26 protein-coding genes are annotated in these 23,399 nt (G+C 30.1%); 20 read left to right on the top strand and 6 right to left on the bottom strand.

The features are described from left to right. The first annotated feature begins 104 nt into the window (after positions 1-104). The 5 genes from rpe to LJD32_RS01275 all read left to right on the top strand — a co-directional run bounded on the left by rpe (position 105) and on the right by LJD32_RS01275 (position 3,073). Positions 105-758, top strand: a complete 654-nt coding sequence (gene rpe / locus LJD32_RS01295; protein WP_227391583.1) for a ribulose-phosphate 3-epimerase — start codon at positions 105-107, stop codon at positions 756-758. Between the two features lie 11 nt (positions 759-769). Next, entirely contained in the window at positions 770-1,069 is a 300-nt protein-coding gene (locus tag LJD32_RS01290) for a PTS sugar transporter subunit IIB (protein ID WP_032091044.1), read from the top strand. A 1-nt stretch (position 1,070) separates the two neighbouring features. After that, positions 1,071-2,000, top strand: coding sequence for a hypothetical protein (locus LJD32_RS01285; RefSeq protein WP_227391582.1), 930 nt, complete (start codon positions 1,071-1,073; stop codon positions 1,998-2,000). 13 nt (positions 2,001-2,013) lie between these two features. Next, positions 2,014-2,469 (top strand): ribose 5-phosphate isomerase B, encoded by a 456-nt coding sequence (rpiB, locus tag LJD32_RS01280; RefSeq protein ID WP_117574385.1) that lies wholly within the window; start codon positions 2,014-2,016, stop codon positions 2,467-2,469. A gap of 100 nt (positions 2,470-2,569) precedes the next feature. Continuing rightward, the gene (locus tag LJD32_RS01275; RefSeq protein WP_227391581.1) at positions 2,570-3,073 is read left to right on the top strand and encodes a VOC family protein; all 504 of its coding nucleotides are present in this window, start codon (positions 2,570-2,572) and stop codon (positions 3,071-3,073) included. Positions 3,074-3,083: 10 nt separating this feature from the next. Here the strand turns inward: LJD32_RS01275 and LJD32_RS01270 are convergent, their stop codons facing one another. Together LJD32_RS01270 and LJD32_RS15580 are read right to left on the bottom strand one after the other, a co-directional pair. Beyond that, positions 3,084-3,857 (bottom strand): MurR/RpiR family transcriptional regulator, encoded by a 774-nt coding sequence (locus tag LJD32_RS01270; protein WP_227391580.1) that lies wholly within the window; start codon positions 3,855-3,857, stop codon positions 3,084-3,086. A 127-nt stretch (positions 3,858-3,984) separates the two neighbouring features. Next, entirely contained in the window at positions 3,985-4,590 is a 606-nt protein-coding gene (locus tag LJD32_RS15580; protein ID WP_227391618.1) for a prolyl oligopeptidase family serine peptidase, read from the bottom strand. Positions 4,591-4,911: 321 nt separating this feature from the next. Between LJD32_RS15580 and LJD32_RS01260 the strand changes: the two genes are divergently transcribed. From LJD32_RS01260 to LJD32_RS01220, 9 genes are all read left to right on the top strand, one after another. Then, the gene (locus tag LJD32_RS01260) at positions 4,912-5,850 is read left to right on the top strand and encodes a hypothetical protein (RefSeq protein ID WP_227391579.1); all 939 of its coding nucleotides are present in this window, start codon (positions 4,912-4,914) and stop codon (positions 5,848-5,850) included. A 111-nt stretch (positions 5,851-5,961) separates the two neighbouring features. Then, positions 5,962-6,756, top strand: coding sequence for an HAD family hydrolase (locus LJD32_RS01255; RefSeq protein ID WP_227391578.1), 795 nt, complete (start codon positions 5,962-5,964; stop codon positions 6,754-6,756). After that, on the top strand, positions 6,757-7,779 hold the full coding sequence (locus LJD32_RS01250; RefSeq protein ID WP_227391577.1) for a Gfo/Idh/MocA family oxidoreductase: 1,023 nt from the start codon (positions 6,757-6,759) through the stop codon (positions 7,777-7,779). 1 nt (position 7,780) lies between these two features. Beyond that, on the top strand, positions 7,781-8,776 hold the full coding sequence (locus tag LJD32_RS01245) for a Gfo/Idh/MocA family protein (protein ID WP_227391576.1): 996 nt from the start codon (positions 7,781-7,783) through the stop codon (positions 8,774-8,776). Continuing rightward, positions 8,769-9,506 carry an HAD-IIB family hydrolase gene (locus LJD32_RS01240; protein ID WP_227391575.1) on the top strand — a complete coding sequence of 246 codons (738 nt, stop codon included), beginning with the start codon at positions 8,769-8,771 and terminating at the stop codon, positions 9,504-9,506. The genes LJD32_RS01245 and LJD32_RS01240 overlap by 8 nt, the downstream gene beginning before the upstream one ends. Before the next feature lie 3 nt (positions 9,507-9,509). Next, positions 9,510-10,976, top strand: a complete 1,467-nt coding sequence (locus tag LJD32_RS01235; protein ID WP_147580143.1) for a glycoside hydrolase family 1 protein — start codon at positions 9,510-9,512, stop codon at positions 10,974-10,976. 214 nt (positions 10,977-11,190) lie between these two features. After that, positions 11,191-12,660, top strand: coding sequence for a glycoside hydrolase family 1 protein (locus LJD32_RS01230; RefSeq protein ID WP_227391574.1), 1,470 nt, complete (start codon positions 11,191-11,193; stop codon positions 12,658-12,660). Beyond that, positions 12,660-13,286 carry a DUF4867 family protein gene (locus LJD32_RS01225; RefSeq protein ID WP_032091033.1) on the top strand — a complete coding sequence of 209 codons (627 nt, stop codon included), beginning with the start codon at positions 12,660-12,662 and terminating at the stop codon, positions 13,284-13,286. The genes LJD32_RS01230 and LJD32_RS01225 overlap by 1 nt, the downstream gene beginning before the upstream one ends. Before the next feature lie 12 nt (positions 13,287-13,298). Next, a complete protein-coding gene (locus tag LJD32_RS01220; RefSeq protein WP_227391573.1) occupies positions 13,299-14,753 on the top strand; it encodes a glycoside hydrolase family 1 protein in 1,455 nt (484 codons plus the stop codon). 28 nt (positions 14,754-14,781) lie between these two features. Here the strand turns inward: LJD32_RS01220 and LJD32_RS01215 are convergent, their stop codons facing one another. From LJD32_RS01215 to LJD32_RS01205, 3 genes are all read right to left on the bottom strand, one after another. Beyond that, a complete protein-coding gene (locus tag LJD32_RS01215) occupies positions 14,782-14,985 on the bottom strand; it encodes a hypothetical protein (RefSeq protein WP_227391572.1) in 204 nt (67 codons plus the stop codon). Between the two features lie 2 nt (positions 14,986-14,987). Further along, entirely contained in the window at positions 14,988-15,251 is a 264-nt protein-coding gene (locus LJD32_RS01210; protein WP_147580139.1) for a hypothetical protein, read from the bottom strand. A 97-nt stretch (positions 15,252-15,348) separates the two neighbouring features. Next, complete coding sequence (locus tag LJD32_RS01205) at positions 15,349-17,250, bottom strand: BglG family transcription antiterminator (RefSeq protein WP_227391571.1); 1,902 nt, start codon at positions 17,248-17,250, stop codon at positions 15,349-15,351. A 238-nt stretch (positions 17,251-17,488) separates the two neighbouring features. Between LJD32_RS01205 and LJD32_RS01200 the strand changes: the two genes are divergently transcribed. The 5 genes from LJD32_RS01200 to LJD32_RS01180 all read left to right on the top strand — a co-directional run bounded on the left by LJD32_RS01200 (position 17,489) and on the right by LJD32_RS01180 (position 22,202). Next, the gene (locus LJD32_RS01200; protein ID WP_227391570.1) at positions 17,489-18,820 is read left to right on the top strand and encodes a PTS sugar transporter subunit IIC; all 1,332 of its coding nucleotides are present in this window, start codon (positions 17,489-17,491) and stop codon (positions 18,818-18,820) included. 80 nt (positions 18,821-18,900) lie between these two features. Further along, the gene (locus LJD32_RS01195) at positions 18,901-19,320 is read left to right on the top strand and encodes a zinc ribbon domain-containing protein (RefSeq protein ID WP_147580135.1); all 420 of its coding nucleotides are present in this window, start codon (positions 18,901-18,903) and stop codon (positions 19,318-19,320) included. Between the two features lie 11 nt (positions 19,321-19,331). Next, on the top strand, positions 19,332-19,805 hold the full coding sequence (locus LJD32_RS01190) for a zinc ribbon domain-containing protein (protein ID WP_032091028.1): 474 nt from the start codon (positions 19,332-19,334) through the stop codon (positions 19,803-19,805). A 35-nt stretch (positions 19,806-19,840) separates the two neighbouring features. Beyond that, positions 19,841-20,773, top strand: a complete 933-nt coding sequence (locus LJD32_RS01185; RefSeq protein ID WP_032091027.1) for a type I phosphomannose isomerase catalytic subunit — start codon at positions 19,841-19,843, stop codon at positions 20,771-20,773. A gap of 10 nt (positions 20,774-20,783) precedes the next feature. Then, positions 20,784-22,202, top strand: coding sequence for a glycoside hydrolase family 1 protein (locus tag LJD32_RS01180; RefSeq protein ID WP_227391569.1), 1,419 nt, complete (start codon positions 20,784-20,786; stop codon positions 22,200-22,202). A 32-nt stretch (positions 22,203-22,234) separates the two neighbouring features. Here LJD32_RS01180 and LJD32_RS01175 read toward each other — a convergent pair whose 3' ends face one another. Beyond that, a complete protein-coding gene (locus LJD32_RS01175) occupies positions 22,235-22,525 on the bottom strand; it encodes a hypothetical protein (protein WP_032091025.1) in 291 nt (96 codons plus the stop codon). A gap of 95 nt (positions 22,526-22,620) precedes the next feature. Here LJD32_RS01175 and LJD32_RS01170 point away from each other — a divergent pair, with 95 nt between their 5' ends. Continuing rightward, entirely contained in the window at positions 22,621-23,220 is a 600-nt protein-coding gene (locus LJD32_RS01170; protein WP_227391568.1) for a pyridoxamine 5'-phosphate oxidase family protein, read from the top strand. Positions 23,221-23,399 lie beyond the last annotated feature (179 nt).

Below are 23,399 nucleotides of genomic sequence, written 5' to 3'. Positions count from 1 at the left end.
GGCACAACATATGCCATATATTTGTGTGGAAACGTTTACTCAAACTTCTTATAATGAAATTACAAAAAGATAGGAAAACGTTTACCTGTAAAAGGAGAGGTTATATGGAAAAGTTATTATGTCCAAGTATGATGTGTGCAGATTTTGCATCACTTAAAACAGAAATAGAAAATCTAGAAAAAGGTGGAATCGATATCTTTCACTTAGATGTGATGGATGGAAGCTTTGTACCAAACTTTGGGATGGGATTACAAGATATTGAATATATCTGTAAGACAGCTACAAAACCATGTGATGTGCATCTCATGATTGAAGAACCAGCAAAATATGTAGAAAAGTTTGCCCAATTAGGAGCAAAGATCATTTATATTCATCCAGAAACAGATCCACATGCTTGTAGAACATTACAAATGATCAAGGATGCAGGAGCCAAAGCAGGGATTGCAGTGAATCCAGGGACAACCTTTGAAACAGTAAAGGATTTACTTCATTTATGTGACTATGTGATGTTGATGAGTGTCAATCCAGGGTTTGCAGGACAAAAATATTTAGATTTTGTCACACCAAAATTTAAAAAGTTTGTAGAAGAAGCAAAGAACTATGGAGGATATGATGTCATGATTGATGGAGCATGTTCGCCAGAGAAAATAGAAATGTTGTCTAAGATAGGAGTTAAGGGATTTATTTTAGGAACAAGTGCATTATTTGGAAAAGGAAGAAGTTATCAAGAAATTATTGAAGAATTAAGAAAATTATAGGGAAATGATTTATGAACATTTTATTAGTATGTGCAGCGGGTATGTCAACAAGTTTACTTGTTAATAGAATGAACGAAGCAGCAGCTGCAAAAGGTATTGAATTACATATTGAAGCTCATCCAGTAGGAAGTATTGATCAATATGGTGATAGTGCAGATGTTATTTTACTTGGACCTCAAGTAAGATATGAACTAAAAAATGTAAAAGGTAAATACTCAGGTAAACCTGTAGAAATCATTAATATGCAAGATTATGGAATGATGAATGGAGCTAAAGTTTTAGACTTTGCTTTAGAATTAGGTGGAAAATAAGATGGTAACACGTTTAATAAGTGCGACGGGTGATGAAATTAAAGAAATGTCACCAATGGATTTAAAAGAATCAATTTTTAAATCTGAAGGTCGTGTGGTGATGGGACAACATTTACTATTTGCAGGTCCTGGATTAGTAAGAGGTGTTACAAATAGTGAATTAATGTTTGCTTTTGGGGCAGATATGGTTATGCTCAACACTTTTGATCTAGATGATTTAGATAATAATCCAGGGTTATGTGGTTTATCTTTTCAAGAATTAAAAGAAAAATGTAGAAGACCAATTGGTATTTATTTAGGATGTCCTAAAGCAGGAAGTGAAGATGGTGGTAAGAAAGCACTATACCGTCGAGAAGGAATGCTTGCAAGTGATGAACATGTCAAAAAATGTATTGAACTTGGTGCTGATTTTATAGTTTTAGGTGGGAATCCAGGAAGTGGAACATCTATTAAAGATGTTGTTGAAACTGCCAAAAGAATCAAACAAAAATATAAAGATCAAATCTTTGTTTTTGCAGGAAAATGGGAAGATGGTATTAATGAAAAAGTTTTAGGTGACCCACTTGCAAATTATGATGCAAAGGAAATTATTAAAGAATTAATTGATGCAGGGGTTGACTGTATAGATTTACCTGCTCCAGGTTCTCGACATGGTATTAGTGTAGATATGATTCGTGAACTTGTAGAATATATACATTCATATAAACCGGGTACACTTGCAATGACCTTCCTTAACAGTTCGGTAGAATGTGCAGACCCAGATACAATTCGTTTAATAGCTTTAAAAATGAAAGAAACTGGAGCAGATATTCATGCTATTGGTGATGGTGGATTTAGTGGATGTACATCTCCTGAAAATATTCATCAATTATCAGTCTCTTTAAAAGGAAGACATTATACGTATTTTAGAATGGCAAGCGTCAATAGATAGAAGGAGAAGAGAAATGAAAATAGGAATTGGAAATGATCATGTAGCAGTAGAATACAAAAAAGAAATCAAAAAATATATAGAAGAAAAATATGGATATGAAGTAGTCAACTATGGAACAGATAGTACAGAAAGATTCAACTATCCAGTATCAGGAGAAGCAGTAGCAAATGCAGTGGTAAATGGAGAAGTAGATAAAGGAATCGTTATCTGTGGAACAGGAGTAGGGATCTCACTAGCGGCAAATAAAGTCAATGGAATTAGATGTGTAACATGTAGCGAACCATATAGTGCATTACTTTCACGACAACATAACAATACAAACATGTTAGCTTTTGGAGCAAGAGTTGTAGGAATTGAACTTGCAAAAATGATCGTCGATGCATGGCTTTCAGGAGAATATGAAGGTGGAAGACATCAAGTACGAATTGATATGTTAAAAGAAATCGAAGAAAAACAAAAAAATAAATAATTAATTAGTTAGAAATAGCATTATTTATAACATGCACCGATATTTTTCCTCTCTTAAATATCACATAAATAATGCTATTTTTATTTAAAGGAGAATCTTTATGAAATTTAATGAAATAATGCATCTTTCATTTTATACAGATCAAATGGATGAAATGAGAGATTTCTATGAAAATAAATTAGGTTTGAAAGCTAAAATTATAATGCGTTATGAAGCATATAAAGGAAAAAAAGATAGAGGTGCTTGGGCTCAAAGAGCTGAAACAAATCCTAAAGATATTGCCTATATCTTCATTGAATTAGCGCCAGGACAATATTTAGAACTATTTCCTAAAGCAGATCATCAATTAGAACATGAAGTACCTGATACCCGTTTAGGTTATTCACATTTTGCGTTAATGGTAGATGATATTCATGAAACTCGTGAAGAATTAGTTAAAGCAGGTATTGAAATTGATATTGAACCAAATAAGGGACAATCTGAAACATGGCAAATGTGGATTCATGATCCTGATGGTAATAAATTTGAAATTATGCAATATACAGATAAATCATTACAACATCATGGTAATATTGAAGAAGATCAAAAAAAATATGGTAAATAACCATATTTTTTTATTTAATCTTTTTAAAATATAAAGAAGTATATAAAATATCAAAAATAAAATGAATAGAAAGACCATAGAGCATAATACTATGAGGTAAATGATGACTATAAGCGTCAATATAAAGGTTTTCATTACAAACAAGTTCTAAGTCTTGAGATAATCTACCAGTTAACCCAATCACGCGAATTCTTTTTTTTCTTAAAGCATAAGCAGCATCAATCATTGTTTTATTACTTCCAGAGTGACTTACAACAAAAGCAAGTGTTTCTTGGGGATTAATATGTTCTAAATAAACAGTATTGATGGTATTGAATACTTGTGCTCGAATACCTATCGAATTGAGTTTTAAAGCGATTGTTTGGACTTCTGAATAGTTGTTATCATTTGCATAAAAATCTATTTGTTTTGCTTGTAGCATATAGTTAACAGTTCTAATAAAAGTATCTGTTTTTGTTAGTTTTTGTGTTTCGGTGAAAACATGTTGATAAATAAGAGGCAATGTATCTAAGATTTCACTTACATGACTATCCTTTGTAATTCTTTTATGTTTTGTTTCAGCTGCCATATTTTGTTCTTGAATAAAGGTAAGCTGAAAATCAAAATATCCAGAAAATCCTAACTTTTTAATAAAACGATTCATAGTAGGTGGACTAACAAAGATCTTTTCTGATAATTCTTTCGCATTTAAAATCATTACTTCTTTAGGATGACGATCAATATAATCAACAATATTTTGTTCTTGTGGTGTTAATTTAACATTTTCAATTAAATCTTGAATCATTAGTAGCACACTCCTTCTATGGGATTCCATTATTATAACTCTATAATAACATGTTTTAGCAAAATGAGATAACGTTTTCTCTTTTAGTGAAAAATAGCTCGTTTGAGCTATTTTTTTATATGTTCTTTTAAAAATTGTCTAGTACTTGGTTATTCCAAAAAGCGGCACCACCATGATCTGCATGTTCTACACAATAGAAAGTAACATCTTTGTTATTTTCTTTTAAAGTGTTATATAATAGAACACTTTGACCAAAAGGAACAAGACGATCTTTGTTACCATGAATCATTAAGATAGATGGTGTGTTAACATCCTTTTTAATATATGGTAACGGAGAAGCTTGATAGGCTTCTTGTTTGTGTTCTAAAACATTGACACCACCAAGTAATAAACCTTCTGGACTTGGAGGAGTTACATGGTCTTGTATAGATGGTTCATAAGTTTTCCAAATAGGAATATTTTGATTATAAATATCTTTATCTTCATTTTGATAATCTTGATGACGTTCAATTAAAAAGGAACTAGCTGTTTTAGTATCTTCAATTTGTGCTGGAAAAGGAGCGATACTTGCAGCTCGATATTGTACGATTGCGACTACAAACCCTTTTTTTGCAATATTTGATAAAGGAATAATATGTTCAATTACATTTTGTTTTTTCCAAGCACTTCCTTGAATATAAACAAGTAGTGGATATTTTTCATTAGATTCAAGTTGTTTTTTGGGAACAAGAATATTGAGATAAAGTGGAATTTCACGTTTTACATACTCAATATTATAAAGAGCTCTTATTGTTATATTATCAAAATCAGCAGTATGTAATGAATACCTTCACTTTTTATTAGAAATGGGAAAATCTTTTAATTCTTTGTATTCTGGTTTGATCATTTTAAGTTTCTCCTTAATAAATTAATTATAAAAATAATCGTTTATTTAAACAAGGATGAAATTGAATTTCATAAGATAGAATTTTAAATGAAATTTGATTCTAAAAAAAGAAATATTCATTGAGAAAAAGAAAGATATTTTCTATGCTTTAATCAAGGAGAGATGATTATGATGAAATTAAATGATAATGTTACAAGATTAATTAGTGCAAAAGCAAGTCAAGTAAGCACATATAATGGAAGACAATTAAAAGAAGCAATTTTTAAATCAGAAGGTAGAGTATTAATGGGACAAACTTATTTAAAGAATCCTATTTTATTTCCTAATTGTACAAGTATAGAATTGATGTTTGCCTTTGGAGGAGATATGGTTTTATTAAATGGGTTTGACTTTAGAAATCCACAAACATGTCCTGGACTTCAAGGGTTTGATTATCAAGGAATAAAAGATTTAGTAGGTGGAAGACCGGTAGGAATCTATATGGGCTGTCCTAAAGAAGGGTTAGATTTAACAAGTGATTATTTATATGATTTAGCAGGTATGATTTGCACTGAAGAAAATTTAAAGAAATGTAAGGATTGGGGTATTTCCTTCATTATATTAGGAGGAAATCCTGGAAGTGGAACATCTATCAAAGATGTTGTGCGTTGGACCAAAAAGGCCAGAGAGATTTGTGGTGAAGATATGTTGATTTTTGCTGGAAAATGGGAAGATGGTGTTGTAGAAAAAGTATTAGGAGACCCCCTAGCTGATTATGATGCTAAAGAAATTATTGATCAATTAATTGAAAATGGAGCTGATATTATTGATTTTCCAGCACCAGGATCAAGACATGGAATTACAGTAGAGAGAATTAGAGAACTAATTGAATATACACATCGAAAAGGTGCACTCGCAATGAGCTTTTTAAATAGTAATGTCGAAGCGGCAGATCGAGATACTATTAGAGAAGTGACATTGCTTATGAAACAAACAGGTTGTGATGTTCATGCAATTGGTGATGGAGGTTTTGGTGGTGGGACATGGCCAGAAAACATCTATCAAATGTCAGTAACGTTAAAAGGTAAAGCTTATACTTGGGCACAAATGGCCACACCTAGAAGATAATGAAATTCAATTTCATGTTTAAAAGAAATTTTGTGAAAACGGATTTCTTTTTTTTATCTTTGAATATTTGGGTAAACGTTTCCTTATATAATGAGGGCAAGGAGGTTACTTATGATTCATTTACTAGCAACAGATATGGATGGAACATTATTGAATAGTCAAAAAGAGTTTGATAATGAATTTTTTGAAGTTTTACAAAAAGTATTAGAAAAAGAAATGTATTTTGTGATTGCAAGTGGGAATCAGTTCTATCATTTATACAATCAATTTTTGCCTTACAGCGATGAGCTTTACTTTATTAGTGAAAATGGTTCATTTATTACAAAAGGTAAAAAAGAACTTTATTCATTTATTATGGATAAACAAGATGTTCAAACAATTTATAACATCTTAAAACAATATCCAAAAATTATGCCAGTCATTGGAGGAAAAGAAAAATCATACATTCCTCAACAATATCTTTCTTTTAAAGAAGAAATAGAACGACATTATGATGAATATGTATTTATAAACGATATTCATGAAATTAAAGAAGGAATTCTTAAGTTTTCTATACATGATCCACAACATCATGTTGAAAAATATGTAGAACTTATCAAAAAAGAATTACCAGCCCATTTAAAAATCATGACATCAGGAAATGAATGGATGGATATTCAACATGAGACCATCAATAAAGGGTTTGGAATACATTTTTTAATGAATACTTTACATCTTACAAAAGAAGAGTGTGCAGTATTTGGTGATCAAATGAATGATTATGAGTTATTTCAAAATGTTCATTATAGCTATGCTATGAAAAATGCGATTCAGCCACTTAAAGAGATAGCTTTTCAAGTGATTGATTCGAATGATGAAGCAGGAGTAACAAGGAAAATAAAAGAAATCTTGAAAGGAGAACTTTAAATGTTAGTAGTAGCTTATATTGGATTTGGAAACAGTGTGTGTAGATATCATCTACCTTATGTAGGAAGAAGAAAGGATACGATCAAGGTCAAATATATCTATCGAAGAATGGAAGACCGTGTAGGAGATGAAGAAAGAGAAACATGGTATCCAGATATAACCTTTACAAGTGATATCGATGAAGTAATGAACGATGAAGAAGTGAATTTGATCGTTGTAAATACGCCAGATCAATTTCATACATATTATACAAAGATAGCCATTGAACATGGAAAGAACTGTCTATGTGAAAAACCATTTGCCATGTCAGTTGAAGAAGCAAAAGAAGTCTTTGATCTAGCCAAAGAAAAAGGTGTCGTTGTCATGGCAAATCAAAACAGACGATTTGATGCAGATATGAGAACAGTGAGAAAAGTCATTGAAACAGGAGTCTTAGGGGAACTCTTAGAAATCGAATCACATTATGATTATTATCGACCATCAATTGCTGATAGAAAAGGACTAGGGATGTTGTATGGATTACAAGTACATCCAATCGATCAAATCGTAGGAGAATTTGGTGTACCAGATAAAGTCGTATGTGACTGTAGAAGCTATGACAATCCAGGGAATTCAGATGACTATTCAGATATCGATTTATACTATGGAAAGATGAAAGCAATTGTAAAAACAAACTTCTATGTCAAATTAGAATATCCTAGATTTATAGTACATGGAAGAAAAGGAAGCTTCATCATGCCACAATTAGGACATCAAAGTGCGTTGAAGGCAAAACCGGGACCAGTAGAAATTAGTTTTGAACCCTTACCAGAAAAATATTGGGGAACATTATGTTATGTAGATGAAAATGGAGAAGATGTGACAAAGAAAGTACCAGTAGAAATTCAAGATTATGGAATGATCTATGATAATCTCTATGAAGTGATCTTCAATCATGGAGAAAAGGTAGTGGCAGATGAAGAAGTATTAGAAGTATTAAGAATACTAGAACAAGCAACAGAAGTTGCTAAGGAGGCTAAATAACATGCGTTTAGGTATCGCAGGGGCAGGAATGATTGTTCGAGGTTTGTTCAGTTTTATTCATGAAGTAGAAGGGATTGAGTTAGAAGCGATTGCTTCTACGGAAAAATCGATTGATAAAGTAAGAAAACTGGCGAAAGAAAATCATGTAAAAAAGGCCTATTTAAATTATGATGAGTTATTAAATGATGAAGATATTGATGTCATGTATATCGCAACACCTAATCATCTTCATTATCAAATGTGTAAACAAGCATTAGAAAGAGGAAAACATGTTATTTGTGAAAAACCTTTTACTTCAAGAGTTGAAGAATTAGAAGAATTAAGTCAACTAGCAAAAGAAAAAAATTTATTTTTATTGGAAGCTATTTCTACACAATATTTACCTAATGTTTTAAAGATAAAAGAAAAATTATCTGAATTAGGAAAGATTAAAATTGTAACAGCGAATTATTCACAATATTCTTCTAGATATAATGCATTTAAAGAAGGAATTATTCAACCTGCTTTTGATTATACAAAATCAGGTGGAGCCTTAATGGATTTAAATATTTATAATATTCATTTAATGGTTGCTTTATTTGGTAAACCATTAAAAGTAAATTATATGGCAAATATTGAAAAGAATATTGATACTTCAGGAATCATTACTTTAGATTATGGAAGTTTTAAAGCTGTATGTATTGGTGCAAAAGATTGTAAAGCACCAATTGCGACAAGTATTCAAGGAAATCAAGGATGTATTAGTATTCAAACACCTGCTAATGTTTTAAAAGGTTTTAAGGTTTTATATAATGATCAAAGAGAAGAAGAGTTTGATTTACAAGGTGATACACATCGCATGATTTATGAATTTAAAGAATTCGTTAAGATGATTGAAAATAAAGATTTTGATAAAGCAAATGAAATGATGGAAAAAAGCTTGATAGCGATGGATATTGCGACAAAAGCAAGAATGAGTGCTGGTGTTCATTTTAAAGCAGATGAAGCCTATGAGTAAAATATTATTTAGTGATTTTGATGGAACCCTCTTTTTTAAAGCGGGATTCCATCAAGAAGATATAGAAGCTATCCAAACTTTTCAAGAAGCAGGTAATAAATTTGCTTTATGTACAGGAAGACCACTGGGTGGTGTACTTGCTTTAATGGAAGGCAAAATCAAACCAGATTATCATGTTCTATGTACAGGAGGACTTGTTTTAGATAAGGATTATCATGTTGTTTATGGACAAGAGATTCCTTTTTATTTAGTAAAAGAAGTTTGCCAAAAATATGAAAATGAAACAATTACTGGGCCACATTGTTTAGATAAAGATTATTTATATTTTGCACATGTTCCAAGTGATGCACCAAGTTATATTAAGCAATTTGATTCAATTGATGAATTTAAAGATCGTAAGATTTATAGTTTTTCATTAATTGAATCTAAAAGAGCTAAAGAAATAACTGATGAAATCAATAAATATTATCCTTCGTTGCATGCTTTTCAAAATGTAAATGCAATTGATGTTGTTAAAAAGGGATGTAGTAAAGGACAAGGAATTTTAAAATTAGAAGAATTAATCAATGATGAAACAGCAGGAATAGGTGATAGTTATAATGATTTAGAAATGTTTAAAGTTGTTGATCATTCATTTACATTTAAAACATCACCGAAAGATATCCAACAACAAACATCGTTTGTTGTTTCATCAGTAAAAGAAGCAATAGAAATATTAAAGGAGGATTAGAAAATGGGATTTCCAAAAGGATTTTTATGGGGTGGTTCAATTAGTGCTGCTCAAATTGAAGGCGGATGGAATGAAGGAGGAAAGTCTCCAGTATTAGTTGATTATTGTACAGCAGGATCAACAAAAGAAAGAAGACAAATTTGGTATTTAGATAAAGATGGTAAAAGAGTACATCGTAATTGGGAAGCTGTTGACGAATTAGAAGAAGGATGCAAGTTTGCCTTCTTTGATGATTTGCATTATACAAATCATGTAGCAAGTGATTTCTATCATCGTTATAAAGAAGATTTAGCGTTATTTAAAGAAATGGGATATACAACATTTAATACATCCATTTCATGGGCAAGAATTTATCCACATGGAATTAAAGGTGGAATCAATCAAGAAGGTGTTGAATTCTACCGAGATGTTTTTAAGACAGCTAAAGAATATGGGATGGATCCTGTTATTACATTATATAAATATGATGAACCAGTTTCACTATTAGAACAACATGGTGGATGGCGTAATCGTGCTATGATCGATGAATTTGTTGAATTTGCAAGAGTATGTTTTACAGAATATAAAGATTATGTTAATAAGTGGATGACATTTAATGAAATCAATATCATTATGCCAAGAGATGGTCAAAAAACAGAAAAAAATCAAAGAAATTTAATTTATTTACACAACCAATTAGTAGCTGCTGCAAGAGCAACTATTGTTGCACATGAAATTGATTCAAATCTTAAAGTAGGATGTATGATTTGTGGAAATATGTCTTATCCATTAACACCAGATCCATTAGATGCTATTGCTCGTTATGAAAACTTCCAAGATTTCTTCTGTTATAGTGCTGATACACAAATGAGAGGATATTATCCACCATTTGCTAAAAGAATTTGGGGAAAATATGGTATTACACCAGAAATTACAGAACAAGATAAAGAAGATTTAATGAATGGTAAATCAGACTTCATTGGTTTTTCATATTATGCTTCAGGCGTTGTCACAACACATAAAGTTGAAGAAAATGATCATACTGCAGGAAATGTTTTAGGAACAGTTAAAAATCCTTATTTAAAAGCAAATGCATGGGGATGGCAAATCGATCCAGTTGGGTTTAGACATTTAATGCATTTAATTAATGATCGTTATAATGCACCAATGTTTGATGTGGAAAATGGTATTGGTTTAATTGAAACTGAAGGTGAAGATGGTATTTGTCATGATCCTGCACGTATTGAATATCATCGTGAACATATTAAAGAAATGAAAAAAGCTATTGAAGAAGGTGTTAATCTATTTGGTTATACAACTTGGGGATGTATTGATCTTGTTTCTGCAGGAACAGGACAAATGGATAAAAAATATGGATTTATTTATGTAGATATGGATGATCAAGGAAATGGTGATTTACATCGTTCAAGAAAAGATTCATTCTATTGGTATAAAAAGGTTATCGCTTCTAATGGAGAAGATCTCGATTAACAAGCTCATTTGAGCTTGTTTTTATAATGATTATTAGAAATCAATAAAAAAAAGTCACATATTATGACAAGTGTTTGTGTAGAAAAAAAAGATAAATCATTATAGTATATAAGCAGAGATGAGAAAACGTTTACACTCTATTTATTATTTAAGTTTGTAACGTTAACAATAAATAGGTTAAATGATAGATTATAAAATAAAGGAGGAATAAAAAATGAGTTTTCCAAAAGGATTTTTATGGGGTGGAGATATCAGTGCTAACCAATGTGAAGGTGGTTGGGACGAAGGTGGAAAATCTCCAAATATGACAGATTATCATACTGGAGGAAATGTGAATGAACCACGTATGGCAACTTATATTATGCCAGATGGAACTTATGGTAAAACACCAGCAATGATTGAAAATTGTAATTTACCAGAAGGTGCTAAATTAGCAATTAATCCTGATGAATTTTATCCTAATCATAAAGCAACAGATTTTTATCATCATTATAAAGAAGATATTGCGATGTTTGCAGAATTAGGATTTAAAGCATTTAATATGACATTATCATGGGCAAGAATTTTCCCTAAAGGAATTAAAGCAGGAATTAATCCAGAAGGGGTAGAATTTTATCATAATGTATTTAAAGAATGCTTGAAATATGGAATAGAACCATTAGTTCACTTATATAAATATGATATGCCTGCTTTCTATATTGAAGAATTAGGTGGCTGGAAAAATAGAGTTTTAATTGATGAATTTGTTGAATTTGGGAAAGCATCTATTGATGAATTCCAAGAAGTTACTTATTGGTCAACATTCAACGAAATCAATGCTGCTCAATTCTCTATCTTGGATTCAAGCAATCAAGAAGAAGTACAAAGACAATATCAAGTATTACATAACCAATTAGTAGCGAGCGCAAAAGTAGTTAAATACTTACATGATAACTATCCAAATAAAAAAATTGGATGTATGCAAGCAGGTATTTTCACACATGCATTAACATGTGATCCAGAAGATGAACTTGCTAATCAAAAAGGAATGCAAACAAACTTCTGGTATGCTGGAGATGTCTTTGTAAGAGGATATTATCCAAGTTATGCTAAACATTTATGGAAAGAATTAAATATCACATTAGATATTACAGAAGAAGATACAAAAGCTTTAAAAGAAGGTACTGTAGATTTCTTTGAATTCTCTTATTATTTCTCAAATTGTGTAACAACACATTTAGATGGTGAAGAAGCAACAGGAAACTTAAATTTCATGTCAAAGAAAAATCCATATTTAAAAGAATCTGATTGGGGATGGGCTATTGATCCAAAAGGATTAAAATTCTTTATGCATGAAATTTATGATAGATATCAAATTCCTCTTATGAACTGTGAAAATGGTTTAGGTGCCTTTGATATATTAGAAGAAGATGGAAGAGTTCATGATCAATATCGCATTGATTACATGAGAGAACATGTTAAAGCTATGAGTGAAGGTATTGATGAAGGTGTCGACTTAATGGGATACACTTGGTGGGGATGTATTGATCTTGTTTCAGCAAGTACTGGTGAAATTAGAAAACGTTATGGATTTATTTATGTAGATGTTGATGATTTTGGTAATGGAACATATAAACGTTATAAGAAAGATTCATTTGAATATTGTAAAAAGGTTTACACTTCAAATGGTGAAGATTTAGACTAATGTTAGAAAAGATAAGAACATTAAATCCTGATTACCAAATTCATGAACTTGATGATTCGTTTAATGAATATGGACGCATCATCAAACAAGATATGCAAGAAGCTATTGCGTATGCTTCAACCTATCAAAATATAAATGCTTATGATACAAGTGTCCAAGCATTAGAAGAAATGCCATGTATGCAAGGTTTAATTAATGATGTTTATGGTTATTTAGATGTCATGGCAGGAGTTGTTACTGGTAAAAATAAAGTATTAAATGGTTTAGAGTATCATCAATGCAGTGAAACAATCATTGCCGTAACAGACTACATTCTTGCACTTGGAAAAAGACAAGATATGGTTGGAAATGATTATGATATAGAAAAGTGTGAACTTTTCTATATACCAAAAGGAACAGTTGTGGAGCTTTATGCAACAACATTACACTATACACCAATAACAGTAAAAAATTCCTTTAAAACAATCTGTTTATTGTTAAGAGGAACAGGAGACAGTTGTCAAAGAAGAGGAATCTTAAAGAAAAAGAATAAATGGTTTATAGCACATAAAGACAATGTAGAAAAAGTACAAGCAGGAGATTATCCTGGTTTAAAAGGTAAAATGATTCATATTAAACATTTATAAGGAGGAAAGAAAATGGCAATACCTGATAAGTTTTTATGGGGTGGTTCAATTAGTGCTGCTCAATGTGAAGGAGGATGGGACGAAGGTGGAAAAAGTCCTGTTCAAGTAGATTTTGGAGATCCTGGTTCAACAACAGATAGACGTTGGATCCATTATATAAATGCAGATGGAACAAGAGGTAAAATGAGACAATTTGATCATTTACCTAAAGGTGCTAAATATCAATTATTTAATGATATTCGTTATACAAATCATGTTGGTATTGATTTTTATCATCGTTATAAAGAAGATATTGCGTTATTTGCAGAACTTGGTTTTACAACATTTAATACAACTATTTCATGGGCGAGAATTTATCCTCATGGAGTAGAAGGTGGAGTCAATCAAGAAGGTGTTGAATTCTATCGTAATGTATTTAAAGAATGTCGTAAATATGGTATTGATCCTGTCATTACTTTATATAAATATGACGAACCTGTTTATTTAGAAGAAACATATGGTGATTGGACAAATAGAGAAATGATTCATCAATTTGTTGAATTCGCAAGGGTATGTTTTAGTGAATATAAAGGTTTAGTAGATAAATGGTTAACATTTAATGAAATCAATATTTTATTACATTTTGATGTTAAAGAAGGAAAACAATTTGCTTTTGAAGAATTACACAATCAAATGGTAGCAGCAGCTAAAGCTGTTAAAGTAGCACATGAAATTGATGAAAATATTTCAGTAGGATGTATGATTGCAGGATTCTGTAGTTATCCATATACATGTGATCCTGAAGATGTGATTGCTAACTATAAAGAATTCCAAGAAAAATTTGCTTATTGTGCAGATACAATGGTAAGAGGATATTATCCATCTTACACTAAACGTATTTGGAAACAAAATAATGTCACTTTAGATATTAGTGAAGAAGATAAAAAAGATTTAATGGAAGGAAAATCTGACTTCCTAGCTTATTCATATTATATGTCTAACGTCGTAACAACACATAAAGATGCAGGGGAAGCTTTAGGTGGTGCAGGTACTTCAGCTAACTTAAAGAATCCATATTTAACAGCGTCTGATTGGGGATGGCAAATTGACCCAACTGGATATGAATACTTCTTACATGTTTTAAATGACCGTTATCAAGTACCTATTTTTGATGTGGAAAATGGATTAGGAGCTTATGATAAAGTAGAAGAAGATGGTTCTATTCATGATGATTATCGTATTAATTATCATAGAAGTCACATTAAAAGCTTAATGAAAGCAAGAGAAGAAGGCGTTAATATCTTTGGTTATACTTCTTGGGCACCAATCGACTTGGTTTCATTTACTACAGGACAAATGGATAAACGTTATGGATTTATTTATGTAGATATGGATGATGAAGGTAAAGGAGATTTACACAGAAGTAAAAAAGATTCATTCTATTGGTATCAAAAAGCAATAAAATCTGATGGAAAAGATTTAGATTAACAAAAACAAGCTCACATCGAGCTTGTTTTTAGTATCCTCTCATACGCCAAATTTGATCTGTGCAATCTTCAATAGTAAGAGAACTTTTACTTTCAATAAAACTTAAAAAAGTACTTTCATTTAGATTTTCTTGTCTTAATGTTCCAATAATACCAGCCATGCTTATACGATCAATATTTTGTTCATTAAGAATATCTATTATTTTATTTTCTATTTGATTGAAAAAATTCATTTTTAATATCCTCCTAACTTTATATCTAAGGAATCTAATATTAATTCATAATTATTGATTTTATTATGGATGATAGGTTCATGATTTTCAACATAAATTTCATACAAATCATTATCTAAATCAACATAATAAGTATATCCATTTTGATATTTTCTTGGATAATTAAAAACTTGAGTTCTTATTCTTTGATAAGTTAGATAATCAACGATTAAACTTTGTTTTCTTTTATCAAATAATAAAGAAAGTTGTTTTTGAATAGAGGACATTTCATAGAAGTCCTCCTAATATTATTTTCTTACAGTACATATGTTGAATCTCCTTTCAATATATATATCTGCAAAAAATTCATTTTTTCTTCTTATTTTATTTATTTTTTAAAAGAATTGATAAAAATTCTGTATAAGGAATATGTGAAATGAGTTTTTCTAAATCTTCTTTATTTTCAGAAATGTTCTTTAAAGTTGAAAATAGTGTATTATACATGACATTTTGATTATCAGCGCAAGAAAATAAGATAGCTATTTTAAATGTTTGATTTTCAACTTTCATAGGTTCTTCTAAAACAATGATTGAAATAATATTATTAGAGTTTAAAGGACGAGAAAGTCTTAATAAACCGATTTGATTTTCAAAGGTATGTACTGAACAAATGTTTTTATTCATCATATCATTCTTTTTAGAATCATTAAGATGATATACACTTTTTATAGATTGATAAAAACTTGTTGCCAGACCTTTAAGTGTTTTAACTGGAACATGTGTTTGATAAAAAGATGGATGAAAGTAATACAACATTTGTTCATCATTAAATAGATAAGATAAATAACTCTTAATACGAATAATATCATCTTGAGACATAATATAATTTACGCTGATTACAGGAATTGGTAATTGGCGATGAATCGGTGCTGTTGATAAGATTAAATCGTATTGGTCTAAGTTTTCTTCTTCTATTTCATAATAATGAATGGATTTAGTGATTACTAATTGGTCATAGAGTTCTTTTTCGATAAAATGATTAATAAATGTTTTGATAGATTCACCCATACAGTTAATGAGTAAAACCTTTTTTTGACTATATTTTTTATTATTAATTATATTGTTAAATAGAATAGTGAAATTAGTGATTTCACTTCTAGAAAGAGGAATCTTTGTATGTTTTTTTATTACTTGAGAAACAATTTGAGCAAGATAATAAGATAGAGGATAATCGTATTGAATATCTTCATATAAGGGTGTACGTATTTTTTCACCATATTTTTGTCGTATTAAAGTATATTTTAAATATAATGGAAAAACTTTATTAAAATGTTCATCATCAAAAGTAATTAAAGTTTGTTTCTTTATTTTATCAAGTATTTCGTTTTGTAAATCAATAATATCTTGATTATAAATAAAAGTAAGTCCTTTTGTAGATCTCTTACAAATCAGTTGAATCGTGATATTTTGAATTTCATACTCATCAAATTCCACATCAAAATGTTCTTTTGCATATAATGCAAGTTTTTTTGCGACAAAATACTCTGTTCTATTTTGGTAATCTTCAAAACCTTCTGTTTGATGTCCAATTAAATATCCACAAGAAATACGTGCTGCACTAATTGAAAAACTAATTAAGAAATCTATTAAACTAATATCACTGATAGATATAGCATATTCTCTTAAAATTTGAATGATTTCATAATCAGGCGAATTAAAATAAGTATCTAAAAAATCAAAGTACATATCAGAAACATTTAGGTTTTTAAAAATATTGTCTACTAAACATTTTCTTTTCCCTGTTTCCGGACCACGGATATAAATTCCATAATTAGGTTTTTGGTTAAATTTTAAATCATATTTTTTAAATTCATTTTTTATTGAAACTAAATCATTCGCAATTGTGGCTCTTGAGACGACTAATTCATCAGCAAGTGTTTCCAATTTAATAAATTCCTTACTATTAATGAGACGCCCTAGAATGTAATTAGATCGTTCATCAGGTAAGGTAGGAATTAAAGAATCGTCTCCTCTGATATTATTATTAATAATATTTTGAAGTTCTGTTAAGTTTTGAGAAGATTTTCCTTCAATGTAATAACCTTGAGATGCTTTAGATAATAAATTTAAATGAAGAGAGGCGAGGATGTCTTTAACACTTCTCATTTCATCTCTTACACGTCTTCTAGAAATACCTGTTGAATTAGCAATTTCATAACTTGAAATATAGTTATCTGAAGCTAACAATAACTGAATAATCTTCATTTCATTCTTTTTTAGTTGCATTTTATCACCACCTAAATAAATTATATACGAATGTAAACGTTTTCTCAAGCGGTTTTTTAACAATTTAATTTCTTAAAATTGTGATGATATATAAGGTTTAGAGAATTTTGTAAAAAAAGTGTCATATATTATGACAATCGTTTATATCGAAAAAGAAAATAATTCAGTATAGTATATAAGTAGGCAAAGAGAAAACGTTTACATTTAGGAGGTTTTCTTAAGAAAGGGGAAGAAAAATATGTCTACAGAAAAGAAGTCCATGATGGACAAAATTCTAGAAAAAGTTGACGTAATCGCTGGACCAATGACAAAATTCGGGCAAATTCCATTTGTTCGTGGTATTGTTAATGGTATGGTTGCAGCATTACCAGTCACAATGGTTGGTTCATTATTCTTAGTTGTTTATTTATTCTGCTCTGATGGTGGATTAACTACAAAAGCTTTAATTCCATTTTTAAAACCTTGGGCTGGAGACTTAGCTCTAGTTAACAGCTTATCAATGGGTATTATGGCTATTTACATTATTATTGCATTTGGTGCTGAATATGCAGAAATCAAAGGTATTAATAAAACAACTGGTGCAGTTGGTGCGTTCTTCGCATTTATGTTATTAAACTATAACTCAGTTGGACAATTAGTTGTTACTGCTAAAGATGGTACTTTATCAGCAGGAGCAAGTGCTTTTGAATCTACATATTGGGGTGGAGCTGGTTTAATCACAGCAATGATCGCAGGTGCTATCGCAATTAATATTATTGATATTTGTTATAAAAAACATATCGTTATTAAATTACCAGATTCTGTACCACCAGCAATCTCTGACAGTTTCTCAGCTATTATTCCTTACTTCTTTATTACATTAATTTGTTGGGGAATTAGAACTTTAGCTGGTTTAAATATCCCTGAATTAGTTGGACAAATGTTATTACCTGTATTAGGTGCAGCTGATAATATCTTTGTTTACACATTACAACAATTCTTATCAGCGTTATTATGGATCTGTGGTTTACATGGTGATAACATCACAGGTGCAGTTATCAATGTCTTTACAAATCAATGGATTGCTGATAACAACACTGCTTTCATGGCAGGTACAGCAGTTAAAGATTTACCATATGTTTGGACACCAAACTTATGTAGATTATCTCAATGGGTATCATCTTGTTGGCCAATTCTAGTTTATATGTTTATGTCAAGCAAGAAATTACCTCATTTAAAACCTTTAGCTACAATCTGTTTACCACCAGCAGTATTCTGTATCATTGAACCAATTATGTTTGGTTTACCAGTAGTTATGAATGGTTTCTTATTAGTTCCATTTATTTTAACTCATACACTTACAGCTGCTTTAACTTATTGGTTAACAAGTATTGGATTTGTTGGTAAAATGTATATGAACTTACCTTGGGCTACACCATCTCCTGTATTAGGATACTTAGCTGCAGGTGGTTCAATCGGTGGAATTGTTATTGTATTTATTAACTTCGCACTTGGTATGGTTATTTTCTATCCATTCTGGAAATCATATGAAAAAGCTGAAGTTGCTAAATTTAATGGCGAAACTGCTTAATTAAATAATTGAATAATTTAAAGAAGGCTAAGTGCCAAATTGGCCTCAAGCCTTCTTTTTAATAAAAGGAGGAACTAGTTATGGAATGTCCATATTGTCATAAAGAAATACCACAAGATTCAGCATTTTGTTATCATTGTGGAAAAGAACTTAACGGAGAAAAGAAAGAGATTAAAGAATCTAAAAAATTAAAGAAAAATCCAAGAAAAAATTCTTTTGCAAAACTAGGAATCCTCCTCTTTTTTATAGCTTTAATTGGTTTAGATTTTATTGGAGGAACAGTTGTTAATGCTGTTGGTGGAAATGTCAAACTACCATATATTATAAGTTCATTGCTTTATGCAGGTGCTTTGGTTTGTGGTGTGATGTCCTTAAAAGTTGATAAAGATGATCAAAAGAAAGGATATGCACCTACTGGAAATAAGAGTTATGCTTATATTTCAATCTTTTTAAGTATTTTTGTTGCGTTAGTCAATATTTCACAAATTATTTTAAAATAGGAGAATAGATTATGTATTGTAGAAAATGTGGTGCAGAAATAAAAGAAACATCAAAATTTTGTGATAGTTGTGGATGTGAAGTTGTTAAAGTTAAACAAGTAAGTTATGCTGAAAAATACAATGAAAATAAAAAGAAAAATAAAAATCAAACACAATCATTGAAAGAGCAAGAACGTATGATGAAACATAAAGATGAAAAGAATCCTTATATTGCAGCATCTTTGGTTGCAACTGTTGTAGCTTTAGTGTTGGCTATGTTTCCATGGAATTTATTAGGGAGCGGTATTGGTACAAGTTTACCTATGAGAATAGTTGTTGTGGTATTTGCTTTATTAGCGGATTACCATGTGACAAAAGCGAAACAAGTGAATAATTTAATATTTAGTAAATATGGATTTAGGATTAAATCAAATGTTGTATCGATGGTTAATATTTTATCTGTATTTGTAACAATTATGGGCATGTTCGCTTTGTTTACTATTTAGGCGAAATATGCCTTTTTTAAAGGAGTGAAGATAAAATGGGTGTTTTATTTTTTAAAGCGATTCCTAGACCAGCAATTTGGGGTCATACAAAAGTAAGAGATTTCTTTGGGTATGATGATTTTCCTGAAGGAATAGGTCAATCATGGTCTTTTAGTGCTCAAGATGGTGAAGGTTTATCTACTGTTTGTATAAATGGTGAATTCAAAGGAAAAACTCTAAAAGAATTATGGGAAAAACATCAAGAATTATTTGGACATCCAGGTGAGGATTTCCCAGTAATTATTTCTTTAGTTGGACCAGAAGATGATTTGAGTATTCAAGTTCATCCTGATGATGAACATGCTCAAAAAATTGGTTATAAACGAGGAAAGAATGAAGCGTGGTTTTTTATTGAATCAGATCCAGGTGCTTCTATTGTCTATGGACAAAAGACAAAGAATAAAGAAGAGCTTCAAGAAATGATCAAACAAGATAAATGGGATGATATTTATAAAAAATATCCTGTAGCTGATGGGAATTTTGTTTATTTACCAGCAGGTTGTCTACATGCTATGGGTAAAGGGAATGTTGTTTATGAAATTCAACAATCTACAGATGTAACGTATCGTTTTTATGATTATCATAGAAAAGATAAAGATGGAAATGAAAGAGAATTACATTTGAAACAAGCTATTGATTGTTTATCTTTTGATAAAGATATTGATAAAAATGATGTTCATCCAGTTGTTAAAGTTCATGAAAATGTGAAAGAAACAATATTTATTTCAAATGATTCATTTACTGTTTCTCAATTATTAGTTATTGGTAAATGTCAATATAAATGCGATAATTATCAACTTGCTACAGTTGTAAAAGGTAGTGGAAAAGTAGACGAATATGACGTTAAAGTAGGAGATAATTTTTTGATTCCTACAAATACATCAATTGAACTTGATGGTCAAATGATGATTATGATGACAACAAAGTAAGGAGAATTGTATGAAAAAAGATTTTTTATGGGGAGGCGCTTTAAGTAACGTTCAAGCTGAAGGTGGTTATTTAGAAGATGGTAAAGGTTTGAATGTCTATGATACTTTAGTCGTAACTCCAGAACCAGGAATTAAACCTATGTTTTGTACAACAGATGTAGCAACGGATCATTACCATCATTGGAAAGAAGATATTGATTATATGGCAGAAATGGGGTTTAAAGCATATCGATTTTCTGTTGTTTGGTCAAGAATCCATCCATTGGGAAATGAAGAAAAACCAAATGAAAAAGGATTAGATTTTTATGATAAAATGGTTGATTATTTATTAGAAAAAGGAATCGAACCAGTTGTATCTCTTGTTCATTTTGATATGCCAGATTATCTATTAAATCATTATAATGGGTTTATGAATAAAGAAGTCATTGAATTTTATGCAAGACATGTCAAAAGTATTGTAGAAAGATTTAAAGGAAAAGTTAAATATTATATTACTTATAATGAAATCAATCTAGCAATCCATATGTCAGATTTAGTTTCTGGTGCAAGATTACCAGAAGGTATGACGAAACAAGAAATGTTTGTACATTTAAATGTGAATGTGCAAGTAGCTCATGCAAGAGCTGTTGAAGTTATCAAACGTGTTGATCCCCAAGCACAAGTTGGAGGAATGATTGGACATGCACCATTTTATCCACTTACATGTAAAGCAGATGATATTTTAGCAGCAGATTTCAAAAATAAAATGCATAATTACTTTGTTTATGACACAATGTGTAATGGTGAACTTCCTCAATACTTTATGCAATACGCTAAAAATAGAAATATTGAGTTGAATATGTCTCAAGAAGAAAAAGATGTGATTAAAGATGCTTCTAAAAAATTAGATTATCTTGCTTTTTCATATTATCGTAGTAATGTTATTTCTTCTTTTGAAGATATAAAAGATCAAAATGAATTAGAAGATGCACTTATTTTTGATCAACGATCTTTAAAAAATCCTTATTATGATGCTAATGAATGGGGATGGCAAATTGATGCTGATGGATTAAGATATTCACTTGTTGATTTTTATCATCGTTATCATAAACCGCTTTTTATTGTAGAAAATGGTATAGGAATTGATGAAACAATGAAAGATGGAAAAGTTTATGATGATGAACGGATTGCTTATTATCAAAAACATATTAAAGCGATTAATACAGCCGTAGAACATGATGGTGTGGATTTAATGGGATATCTTGCATGGAGTCCAATTGATTTTTTAAGTAGTCATAAGGAAATTAGAAAAAGATATGGTTTTGTATATGTAGATCGTGATTTTGAAGATTTAAAGGAATTAAAACGTTATCCTAAGAAGTCATTTTATTGGTATAAGAAAGTGATAGAATCACAAGGGAAAGATTTAGAAAATGATATAGATTATTAACGGGCTTATTTGCCCGTTTTATCTTTTTGTCATCATTTTAATCCAAGCAGTACTCCAAATTCAATTTCGTCTTCATAATCATCAAAGTCATTATAATAAAATAAATCATATTCTTTATTAGATGATGTATGTAGATAACCGTAAGTATAATTTTCCATATCTAATTGAAGAAATACAGTATAGTTAGAAAGATTCATTTGTTTAAGAAGTAATTGGATTTCTTCTTCATCTTTATTAGTAGATAAACAATGTATTTGATCATCTTTTAAATTAAATGGATTATTTTGATAATAGGGTTTGATTTGTATTTTTAATGTATTCATATGACACCTCAAAAATATTATAAGATATTTTTCATTTATTGAAAGTCATTTGAAAATAAAACAAAACAAAGTATAGTGTAATTGAGGTGAGTGAAATGAGACGATTTGAAAGAGAAGTAGTCGATTATAAATTAATAGAAGCTATGCTTCAAGAAATGAATATTATTAATGTGGGAATGAATGATGAAGATGGTTTTCCTTATGTTGTGCCAATGAGTTTTGGGTTTGAGATGACAGATACGCATTTGAATGTATATACACATTTTATGAAAGTAGGTAAAAAAGTAGAATTACTTAAGAAAGATCCAAGAGTATGTATTGAATTTAGTATCTTTAATGATTTTCCTGATAAGAAATATAAAGGACATTATCATGATTATCGTAGTGTGATTGCGAAAGGAAAAATGAAGATGTTAGATTATAAAGATGATCCAGAAACATGGGAAAAAGGTTATAATTTGCTTTATATATGTAATGACCGTGCTATTAAACCATTGAGTGAAAGAAAAGTTATTCCAGGTATATATATTGGTGTTATTGAATGTGATTTAAAAGATGTGACTGCAAAATCAGAGTTTCCACTTAGAAGCGTAGAAGATGTTCCATTTTTAAATGTTTATGAACAAGAAGATGATGAAGTACCATTTGATATTTCTGATATTATTGCTGATAGAAAAGCAAGAAGAGATAAATAGGAGCTTAAAAGTCTCCTTTTATTTTTAGGCAAAAGAAACAAAATGTTTGAATTTATGTGGAAAAATAATCGTTTTTTCAATAAATGTTTCTAAACAATATCTTAATATTTAGGATTCATGTATAATGGAATTGATATATTGTTTTTGATTTAAAACAATTTTATTGGAGAAAGGAATAT

It is taken from the genome of Faecalibacillus sp. TM498, assembly GCF_020589955.1.
Taxonomy (GTDB): Bacteria; Bacillota_I; Bacilli_A; order Erysipelotrichales; family Coprobacillaceae; genus Faecalibacillus; species Faecalibacillus intestinalis.
Note: the sequence above shows the minus strand (reverse complement) of the source record. Positions and strands in the feature narration are given on the sequence as shown.

Excerpts from the sequence above, each read along its gene's own strand:
- rpiB (WP_117574385.1), top strand. The coding sequence starts at position 2,014 with ATGAAAATAGGAATTGGAAATGATCATGTAGCAGTAGAATACAAAAAA.
- LJD32_RS01195 (WP_147580135.1), top strand. The coding sequence starts at position 18,901 with ATGGAATGTCCATATTGTCATAAAGAAATACCACAAGATTCAGCATTT.
- LJD32_RS01190 (WP_032091028.1), top strand. The coding sequence starts at position 19,332 with ATGTATTGTAGAAAATGTGGTGCAGAAATAAAAGAAACATCAAAATTT.
- LJD32_RS01230 (WP_227391574.1), top strand. The coding sequence starts at position 11,191 with ATGAGTTTTCCAAAAGGATTTTTATGGGGTGGAGATATCAGTGCTAAC.
- LJD32_RS01255 (WP_227391578.1), top strand. The coding sequence starts at position 5,962 with ATGATTCATTTACTAGCAACAGATATGGATGGAACATTATTGAATAGT.
- LJD32_RS01210 (WP_147580139.1), bottom strand. The coding sequence starts at position 15,251 with ATGTCCTCTATTCAAAAACAACTTTCTTTATTATTTGATAAAAGAAAA.
- LJD32_RS01260 (WP_227391579.1), top strand. The coding sequence starts at position 4,912 with ATGATGAAATTAAATGATAATGTTACAAGATTAATTAGTGCAAAAGCA.
- LJD32_RS01240 (WP_227391575.1), top strand. The coding sequence starts at position 8,769 with ATGAGTAAAATATTATTTAGTGATTTTGATGGAACCCTCTTTTTTAAA.
- LJD32_RS01245 (WP_227391576.1), top strand. The coding sequence starts at position 7,781 with ATGCGTTTAGGTATCGCAGGGGCAGGAATGATTGTTCGAGGTTTGTTC.
- LJD32_RS01200 (WP_227391570.1), top strand. The coding sequence starts at position 17,489 with ATGTCTACAGAAAAGAAGTCCATGATGGACAAAATTCTAGAAAAAGTT.
- LJD32_RS01215 (WP_227391572.1), bottom strand. The coding sequence starts at position 14,985 with ATGAATTTTTTCAATCAAATAGAAAATAAAATAATAGATATTCTTAAT.
- LJD32_RS01205 (WP_227391571.1), bottom strand. The coding sequence starts at position 17,250 with ATGCAACTAAAAAAGAATGAAATGAAGATTATTCAGTTATTGTTAGCT.
- LJD32_RS01290 (WP_032091044.1), top strand. The coding sequence starts at position 770 with ATGAACATTTTATTAGTATGTGCAGCGGGTATGTCAACAAGTTTACTT.
- LJD32_RS01185 (WP_032091027.1), top strand. The coding sequence starts at position 19,841 with ATGGGTGTTTTATTTTTTAAAGCGATTCCTAGACCAGCAATTTGGGGT.
- LJD32_RS01225 (WP_032091033.1), top strand. The coding sequence starts at position 12,660 with ATGTTAGAAAAGATAAGAACATTAAATCCTGATTACCAAATTCATGAA.
- LJD32_RS01175 (WP_032091025.1), bottom strand. The coding sequence starts at position 22,525 with ATGAATACATTAAAAATACAAATCAAACCCTATTATCAAAATAATCCA.
- rpe (WP_227391583.1), top strand. The coding sequence starts at position 105 with ATGGAAAAGTTATTATGTCCAAGTATGATGTGTGCAGATTTTGCATCA.
- LJD32_RS01285 (WP_227391582.1), top strand. The coding sequence starts at position 1,071 with ATGGTAACACGTTTAATAAGTGCGACGGGTGATGAAATTAAAGAAATG.
- LJD32_RS01270 (WP_227391580.1), bottom strand. The coding sequence starts at position 3,857 with ATGATTCAAGATTTAATTGAAAATGTTAAATTAACACCACAAGAACAA.
- LJD32_RS01235 (WP_147580143.1), top strand. The coding sequence starts at position 9,510 with ATGGGATTTCCAAAAGGATTTTTATGGGGTGGTTCAATTAGTGCTGCT.
- LJD32_RS01275 (WP_227391581.1), top strand. The coding sequence starts at position 2,570 with ATGAAATTTAATGAAATAATGCATCTTTCATTTTATACAGATCAAATG.
- LJD32_RS01170 (WP_227391568.1), top strand. The coding sequence starts at position 22,621 with ATGAGACGATTTGAAAGAGAAGTAGTCGATTATAAATTAATAGAAGCT.
- LJD32_RS01220 (WP_227391573.1), top strand. The coding sequence starts at position 13,299 with ATGGCAATACCTGATAAGTTTTTATGGGGTGGTTCAATTAGTGCTGCT.
- LJD32_RS01250 (WP_227391577.1), top strand. The coding sequence starts at position 6,757 with ATGTTAGTAGTAGCTTATATTGGATTTGGAAACAGTGTGTGTAGATAT.
- LJD32_RS01180 (WP_227391569.1), top strand. The coding sequence starts at position 20,784 with ATGAAAAAAGATTTTTTATGGGGAGGCGCTTTAAGTAACGTTCAAGCT.